Below are 7,134 nucleotides of genomic sequence, written 5' to 3' on the forward strand. Positions count from 1 at the left end.
TTCTTGCTGCGGGTGCCTGGGGTAGGATGCGGCGTGCATTTTTGGGAGTATTCAGCAGCCGAGGGTGCCTGCATACTGGATTTTGGGCGAAAGGCAGGCACCATGGGCCGCATCCTGTAAAAAAACGAGCGGCTCTAGAGGCGTTGGGACTCAGAATCGGGGCTTTCAGCGCAGTTTTGCACCCCCGCCCCCGCGCCCGCGGACCCCGGAACGCTGAATACTCCGGAATTTGCACGGCGCCCCCTGGGGTACCTGTGGGCAAAAAGCAACTGCCCCGTCAAAGTATGCATTTGGCGGGGCGGTTTATGCAAAAATGCTGCTGCGGGCGCGTCGGCAGCTCGCTAGAACTTGAATCCCAGGACAGGCTACTCGGCGCTCTTGAGGGCGCCGACCATGTCGATCTTGTTGAGCGTTCGGTTGGTGGCGAGGTTGACGATAAACGTAAAGCCGAAGGAAAGCACTACGGCGAGCACGTAGCTTAGCGGCTCGACCTCAACGTCAAAGTACAGCGACGGCATCTGCAGGATGTACGTAAAGCTCTCGGCAAGCAGGCCACCCAGCGGCACGCCCAGTGCGGTGCCAATCGCCGTGAGGATCAACGTCTCCTTGTTGACGTAATGGTGTACCTCGCCACGGCGGAAGCCCAGCACCTTGATGGTCGCCAGCTCGCGCTCGCGCTCGGAGATATTCGTGTTGGACAACGTAAACACCACCACAAACGACAGGCACGCCGCCATAAAGGTCACGAGCACCACGACGGAATTGATGATAGTGAAGTTCGCCTCGTAGTTCTGCCAATGTTCGGCCGTGCTCGAGATGGTGAGCCAACCGTCACTCTTAAGATTCTTGCTAAACGCAATCTGGTCGGCCGACGAGCCCTTAAGCAGCACAAAGATGCCGTTAAGACGCGCGCTTCGGCCGAACGCGCGCTCATAGGTGCCCTGCGTCATATAGAGCGTGTTGCCCAAATAGTTGAGCGAGATGTCGCTGACTTTGACCTTGGCGACGTTGAGCGACGAATCCTGGACCTGCGCCGTGTCGCCCGGCTGAATCCCAAGAACCAGCTGTGAACTCTTGCTCAGATACACGTCTCCGTCACGCAAAGACAGTGGCTCTTTGGACTCATCCTCGAGACGCACGTAGTCGTCCAGGTCGTTCGTGCGGTCATCGGGCACCACGATCAGCTGCACGGTCTCGCTCTTGCCGCCAAATGTAAAGGTGACGTTGTCGGTCATAATCGGCAGCGTCGAAGTCACGGTCACGTCGGAATCCTTGGCTGCGCTTCGCTCATCCAATGCCGCGCACGTCTGCGAAAAATCGTCGGGATTGGCAACCGCCAGCAGGTCATAGCGCGTGATATGCCCGTACTGCTTGGGCGAAAGTGCCACCGACGTATCGCGGATGCCCATGCCGCAAATCACAAGCGCCGTACAGCCCGCGATGCCAAAGATGGTCATAAAGGCGCGCTTTTTGTAACGGAATAGGTTGCGTGCAGCGACCTTGTTCAAAAAGCCCATGCGGCGCCAGATAAAGCCGATGCGCTCGAGCAAGATGCGCGAGCCAGCGCGCGGGGCCTTGGGACGCATAAGCGAGGCCGGGGTCTCGGCCATCTCGTGGCGGCAGGCGATAATCGTGGCGCCCACCACGCCCACGGCAAACAGCGCCACCGAGACGATCGAGGACACGATGTCGTACGAAAGCAGCATCTGGGGCAGCGAGTACATGTCGTCGAACACCGTAAACAGGAACAGCGGCAGGCCCACAAATCCGATGATGTTGCCGAGCACGCCGCCGATCAGACAAGCCCACAGCGCATAGTCCACGTATTTGGACAGGATGCGTCCGCGCGAATAGCCGAGCGCCTTATACAGGCCGATGAGCGTGCGCTCCTCCTCGACCATACGCGTGGCGGTGGTAAGGCTGATGAGCACGGCGACGATAAAGAAGATGAACGGGAACACCGTGGCGATGGCTTCAATTGACGAGCTATCGCTCTCCACGCTCGAGTAGCTTGCGATATTGCCGCGGTCCTGGATGTACCAGGTGCATTCGCCCAGGTCGGAAAGCTCGGCGCGGGCGTCGGCAAACTGTTGGTCGGCGGCGGCACGGCGCTGGTCCAGGTCGGCTTGCGCCTGCGCACGCTCGTCGCTGCCCTCGGCCATGCGATTGATGTTGTCCTGCTCGATCCCAAAGAGCATGGCGGCCTGACGCTCGGCCGCATCCAAGCTTGTCGGCGTGTCGACCGTCAGCTCCTGAGCGCGCGCCTTCTCACGCTCCTCGCGGATCTTCTCTATATTGCCCTTGACCTCATTGATCTTTGCCGCGTAGGCATCCGAATATGAGTTGAGATCCTTGGCTCCCTCGACGACCACGTGGACCGCGGAGTAGGAAGAAGATGTCGCGGCGTCCTCGCTCACATAGAACTTATAGTCCGCCGCCGAGGCGGCGCGGAAGGCGTTGACCGTCGAGTCGGAGCTCACATCAGTGGGATCGAGAACCTCGGCCGTGATGGTGTAATCGCCATCGGCAAACTGATCCTTGGCGCTTTGGTTCGACGAGTTCGCATCGTTGGCAGCAAAGCTCACCGTATCGCCGAGCTTTTTGCCCGAAGCCTTCAGGAACTTCGAAGTCACCGCGACCTCATCGGCGCTCTCGGGCAAATCGCCGTTCACGAGCACTGGCTGATCGATATTCTCCTTGGAGAGACTTTGCACGACCACGCGCTCGCGCGTTGTGCCCACGGCGGTGTAGGCGGTCTCGGTGTAGATGCCCTCGGCCGTTTCGACGCCATCGACCTCTTGGATGGCGTCGAGATCATCGTCAGTCAGGCCATAGGTCGACTGCACGTTAATGTCATAGACATTTTGCTGGTCGAAGTAGGCGTCAACCGAATCGCACAGGTCCTCGCAACCCGCCTTAAGGCCGCACATCACGCTCACGCCGAGCGCGGTGATCACGACGATAGACAAGAAGCGTTTGAGGCTGCCGCGAATCGTGCGGTAGACACCGCGGCGAAACACCGTCGGCACCATATCGTTTGAGCTTTGGGCAGTGCGGTAGGTCGTAAAATCCTGCTCGCGCTCCGTGTTCTGCGCGTCGCGGCGTTGGCTGTTTTGGCGGTCCTGATCCATGGGCGCTACCACTCGATCGTCTCGATAGGCACGGGATTTTGCTGGACCGTCTCGCTCTCCACGCGACCGTTCTTAAAGCGGATCAGGCGATCGGCCATGGGCGCCAGCGCGGAGTTGTGGGTGATGATGATGACCGTAATGCCCTGCTTGCGGCAAGTGTCCTGCAGCAGCTGCAAGATCTGCTTGCCGGTTTTATAGTCAAGTGCGCCCGTGGGCTCGTCGCACAAAAGCAGCTTGGGGTTCTTTGCCAGTGCGCGGGCAATGGACACGCGCTGCTGCTCGCCGCCCGAAAGCTGCGCGGGGAAGTTGGCGAGGCGCTCACCCAAGCCAACCTGGCAAAGCGTTTGCTCGGCATCGAGCGAATCAGGGCAGATTTGCGCCGCAAGCTCAACATTTTCGAGCGCCGTCAGGTTGGGGACCAGATTGTAGAACTGGAAGACAAAGCCGACGTCGGCGCGGCGGTATTCCACGAGCTGCGCCTCGTTAGCGGAGCTCACGTCGCGCCCGTCCACCGTCACAGTGCCGGAGGTTACCGTATCCATGCCACCCAGGATGTTGAGCGCCGTAGTCTTGCCGGCACCCGAGGCGCCCAGGATAATGGCGAGCTCGCCGCGCTCAACGGTAAAGCTCGCGCCGTCGAGCGCGTGAATGCGGGCATCGCCCTCGCCGTACGCCTTGATGACGTCTTTGAATTCGATATAAGCCATCGATTAATTCCCATCTGGTCGGATAACTCCTTAGTATTACCCATTTCGCACCGACCAAAAAGGGACAGGTTCATTTTGGCAGGTTTTAGAGGCGGACGGTGAAGGTGATCTGGTTGCCGTGGCCGCAGACAGAAGCGCTCCCACCATGGGCTTCGGCGATGGCACGCACCACGGATAGGCCCACGCCCGAGCCGCCCGTCTTGGAGCTGCGCGACACGTCCGCACGATAGAAGCGGTCGAACAATCGATCTAGGTCGCCTTCGGGCAGCTCGTCCACGGCGTTCGAAACGACAAGCTCGGCCGAGCCTTTGCCCGCACCGCGCGAAACAGCACGCAGGCTCAGCTCGATAACGCTGTCTTCGCTTGCGTAGCGTGTGGCATTGTCCAGCAGTAGTTCAACAACCTGCGCCACTGCCGCGGCATCGGCATGGGCCCGCACACCGCTCGCGATCGACGTCGACAGCCGCTTGCCGCGCGAAACCGCCACCGATTCAAACGGCGCCGCCGCCTTGTCCACCGCCTCCGAAAGATCAAACGATGTCATGGCAAAGCCCGCCGAGCCCTCGTCCATGCGAGCCAAAAATACCAGACGCTCCGTAAGTGCCGTCAGCCGCGCGACCTGCTCGTGAATGCTCTGCGTCCACTCACTCTCGCCGCTCTCAATTTCCTGTACCTCGTTAGCGGCATCAATCACGGCCAGCGGCGTCTTGATCTCGTGGCTCGCATCGGTAATAAAGCGCTTTTGCTTGCTGTAGCTCTCGACCATCGGTCGAATCACCGCGCCCGAGGCACCCGCCACAATTGCCAACACCGCCAGCCAGCCAATGCAGCTGATGGCCACGCTCGCGCTTAAAAACGAATGGAAGCTTGTGAGCTCGCGTGAACAGTCGACGAATACATAGGTTGTCTCGTCGCCCTGAACCGTAACCGTATAGCGGTAGTTACCAGAAAAGCCCGAGGTCAAACCCTTGGAATACAGTCCTGCAGCGATGCGGGCGGCACGCTTGGCGCCCACCGCGGCAATGCGAGCCGTGTTGACATCGGTCACCTGCCCGCCGGCAATCGACACCGTAAAGTAGCGCGTGTCGAAGGGAGACTCCGCCGTCATGCCTTCAAAATGCCCATCGCGAACGGCTGCCCGGTTACCGGTAGCAACCTTGCCGGCAACCGCATCCTGACCGGGATCGGCCTTAGGCTCATCCGTCCAATCGATGCCGTCCTTGCCCGCCAAGATATAGCCCAGACGAGCGTCGGCCATCTTGCAGACATGCGAGTAGTTGACGATATTGATGCCGGCGATGATAAGCGTAAGCACGGCGGTCACGGCACCCATGGCAACCAGGATGAACTTACGACGCAGGCGACGTCCCATTGCACTGGCAGCATCGGCGCGCCCCGGATTACCCGAGTCCGCGCCCATGCCGAGCTTTGCCGTCGTGCGCTTCCACCACGCACTCGCGCTCACGCCTATTCGCCCTCTTCAACAACCTCGAGCGAATAGCCCTGGTTGCGCGATGCACGGATGGCCACGTTGGCACCAAGCGCCGTCAGCTTTTTGCGCAGGTACGAGATGTAGACCCACACCACGTTGGCGCCTTCGGGCGCGTCCTCACCCCAAACCCCGAGCATCAGACGCTCGGTGGGCATGCGCGTGCCGGCGTTGCGCATAAAGAGCTCCATAAGCTGAAACTCTCGATTGGCCAGGTGCTCCTCGCCCAAAGGGCCCACGAGTGTGCACGATGCCGTGTCGAGGCGCACGTTGCCCACGCTGAGCGTCGTGGCGTCAATTGCCGTCGCGGCACGCGTCATGGCGCGAATGCGTGCGAGCAGCTCCTTGGCGGCGAACGGCTTGGTCAGGTAGTCGTTGGCACCGGCATCCAGGCCCTCGACCTTATCGGACACCTCGCTTTTTGCCGTGAGCATGATGATGGGCAGTCGCTTACCGGCGGCGCGTGTGCGCTTGAGCACCTCAATGCCATCCATGCCGGGCATCATGATGTCCAGGATTGCGGCGTCATAGTCGTTGGCGAGCAGATATTCGAGCGCCGTCAGACCGTCGAGGGCAGTGTCGACCTCGTAGTCGCTATGTTGAAGAATCGCGGTAAGGGCACGGGAGAGGCCGGGTTCGTCCTCGGCAAGCATCAGCTTCATAGTTGTTCCTTTGGCGCGCGGCTATACAGATTTCGATATTGCCGATGATAGCGCACCGCCAGCAGCCTTAGCGCAGCCTTAGCTGCTCAACCTGCACGTTTCTAAAACGCTGGATAGGGCTTAGCCAAACTTAAGGCACATATGCCGAGCGCTTGGACGCATGCCGGCCGCGAAAGGACGGCGACTCGTTCTTTCAGGGTGTCTTGGCCATGCAAAGTGCTTGAACGTTAGTCCTCGTACGCGCCCTCAAGCCGAAGCAACCACTCCTTGCGGTCGAGGCCGCCGGCATATCCGTTGAGCGAACCATCGGCGGCAACCACGCGATGGCACGGCACAATAATCGAAATGGGATTACGCGCGACCGCGGCCCCCACGGCACGGGGAGACACAACGGGTGCCTCATTTCCCGGCACACGATGTCGAGCCGCAACACGCTGGGCGATCTCGCCATACGTGGCGACCTCGCCACGCGGAATAGAAAGCAGCTCGTACCAAACTTCATGCTGAAACGCCGTGCCAATCAAATGCAACGGCGGCGTAAACCGAGGTTCCTGCCCCGCAAAATAAGCATTCAGCCAAGCCCAGGAACGCTCAAGCACCGAAGAGGCCGCACCATTTGCGGGACTTACCGACGACATGCCACCGGTACCGGAAACCGCGTCGGCGCCTTCAACATGTTCGGAGTCTTCCCGGAGAAGCGTGGAGCCAAAATGCTCCTGCCCCTCAAACCAAAGTCCCGTCAGACCGCGGCCATCAGCGGCAAGCAAGATTTCGCCCAAAGGCGAAGCAAACGTCGTCGTGACCACCAGCGGCTCCTTTCAAAACTCCGCAACATAATACCGCGAATTGTGCAGACAACCCCAATCGACCCCAAAGTCACCCTAGGCAGCAGGCGCGAACGCGCCGCAGCTGCCGGCCGCGCCCCACAGTCCCCCAAGGCGGCAGGCGCAAAGCGCCGAAGCCGCCGCCGGGATCAGGGCCCGCAACAGCCACGTGCCCCCACATCAGCCCAGCGGCCCCAACCAACAACGGCCCCATCGCAGGTCGCTTGCAGCAGCGTCACCGCAGGCGGGGGCCGGGCTTGGTTTTCAGAACACTCCGCAGACCAGTGTGGCGCCTTGTCCGCGGCTCCGAAGGAGCAGGAC

At 60.6% G+C, this 7,134-nt stretch carries 5 protein-coding genes; all 5 read right to left on the reverse strand.

What is annotated here, in order from left to right; translation table 11 throughout:
- Positions 1 to 365: 365 nt before the first annotated feature.
- The 5 genes from ABHR63_RS07835 to ABHR63_RS07855 all read right to left on the reverse strand — a co-directional run bounded on the left by ABHR63_RS07835 (position 366) and on the right by ABHR63_RS07855 (position 6,795).
- Positions 366 to 3,131: an FtsX-like permease family protein gene (locus ABHR63_RS07835; RefSeq protein ID WP_346965237.1), complete on the reverse strand. Its 2,766-nt coding sequence runs from the start codon at positions 3,129 to 3,131 to the stop codon at positions 366 to 368.
- Between the two features lie 5 nt (positions 3,132 to 3,136).
- Entirely contained in the window at positions 3,137 to 3,838 is a 702-nt protein-coding gene (locus tag ABHR63_RS07840; RefSeq protein WP_271758486.1) for an ABC transporter ATP-binding protein, read from the reverse strand.
- 85 nt (positions 3,839 to 3,923) lie between these two features.
- The gene (locus ABHR63_RS07845) at positions 3,924 to 5,303 is read right to left on the reverse strand and encodes a sensor histidine kinase (protein WP_346965236.1); all 1,380 of its coding nucleotides are present in this window, start codon (positions 5,301 to 5,303) and stop codon (positions 3,924 to 3,926) included.
- A 2-nt stretch (positions 5,304 to 5,305) separates the two neighbouring features.
- Complete coding sequence (locus tag ABHR63_RS07850) at positions 5,306 to 5,989, reverse strand: response regulator transcription factor (RefSeq protein ID WP_035137623.1); 684 nt, start codon at positions 5,987 to 5,989, stop codon at positions 5,306 to 5,308.
- A gap of 227 nt (positions 5,990 to 6,216) precedes the next feature.
- Complete coding sequence (locus ABHR63_RS07855) at positions 6,217 to 6,795, reverse strand: methylated-DNA--[protein]-cysteine S-methyltransferase (RefSeq protein WP_346965235.1); 579 nt, start codon at positions 6,793 to 6,795, stop codon at positions 6,217 to 6,219.
- Positions 6,796 to 7,134: the final 339 nt, after the last annotated feature.

The sequence above is a fragment of the Collinsella aerofaciens genome (genome assembly GCF_039752775.1).
Lineage (GTDB): Bacteria > Actinomycetota > Coriobacteriia > Coriobacteriales > Coriobacteriaceae > Collinsella > Collinsella aerofaciens_R.